Genomic DNA, 1,349 nt, shown 5'->3' with positions numbered 1-1,349 from the left:
CATGACTACGACTACCTCATCGTGGGCTCGGGCTTTGGCGGCTCGGTGTGCGCGCATCGCCTGACCGAGAAAGGCTATCGCGTGGCCGTCATGGAACAGGGCAAGCGCTGGACGCCGGACAACATGCCCCGCACCAACTGGCGGCTGAGCCGCTGGTTGTGGCGGCCGATGCTGGGCCTGCGCGGCTTCTTCACCATGAGCTTTTTCCGCCATGTCATCGTGCTGCATGGCAACGCGGTGGGCGGCGGCTCCATCACCTATGCGCAGACGCTGCTGGTGCCGCCCGACAGGGTGTGGGACAACGGCCAGTGGGCGGGGCTCAATGACTGGCATGCGGTGATGCCGGCGCACTACGCCACGGCGAAGCAGATGCTCGGCGTGACGACCAATCGGATCATCGCGCCGGCGGATCACCACTTGAAACGCATGGCGGAAGTCGCCGGCTGCGAAGACACCTGGTACCCCACCGAGGTCGGCATCTTCTTCGGCCCCGAGGGAGAAAGCGCCACGTCGGCTGCCGGTAGCGCGCATGCAGATCCCTACTTTGATGGCGAAGGCCCTGAAAGACACAGCTGCATCGGCTGCGGTGGCTGCATGATGGGTTGCCGACACGGCGCCAAGAACAGTCTCGACAAGAACTATCTGTATCTGGCCGAGAAGCACGGTGCCCAGGTACACGCCGAGACCAAGGTGATCGATGTCGTGCCGCTCAATGGCAAGGCGGATGGGGCCGATGGCTATGCGGTGACGACGGTGCCCTCCACCTTCGCCGGGCTCTATCTTGGCCTGGGCAAGCGCCACGTCACCTGCCAGTCCATCGTCTTCGCAGGCTCGTCGCTCGGCACCCAGGAGTTGCTGTTCCACCTCAGGGACAAGGGCTCATTGCCGAACATCTCGAACGCGCTGGGCAAGCGGGTGCGTACCAATGCGGAGTCGTTGATCAGCTGTCGCATGCCGGACAGTCACGATGACATGTCCAAGGGCATCGCCATCGGCTCCGGCATTCATATCGATGAGCACACCCATATCGAAGCCACGCGCTATCCGGCGGGCTCCGATTTCATGGGGCTGTTGTTCACCGCGATGGCCAGGGGCAAGCCCGGCTGGACACGGCCCTTCTCGTGGCTCAAGGCCATGGCGAAGGTGGTGGCGGCCAATCCGCGCCGCGCGCTGAAATTTCAGCTGCCGTGGGGCTTCGCGAAGGAGACGATCATCTTTCTGTGCATGCAGACGGCGGATGGCCATCTCAACATGACACTGAAACGCCTGTGGTACTGGCCGCTGCGCAAGGCGCTGGTCACCGAGGGCAAGCGCATCCCGACCTTCATCCCCGAGGCGAATGATTTCGT

The 1,349-nt window shown here is 63.5% G+C and carries 1 protein-coding gene; it reads left to right on the top strand.

The features are described 5' to 3' along the window. The coding region (locus tag AC4FAH_RS14310; RefSeq protein WP_490246283.1) for an NAD(P)-binding protein at positions 1 to 1,349 on the top strand (1,349 nt) is incomplete at both ends.

Source organism: Cobetia sp., from assembly GCF_983723665.1.
The sequence above is the reverse complement of the archived record's forward strand: the minus strand, read 5'-3'. Positions and strand labels throughout refer to the sequence as shown.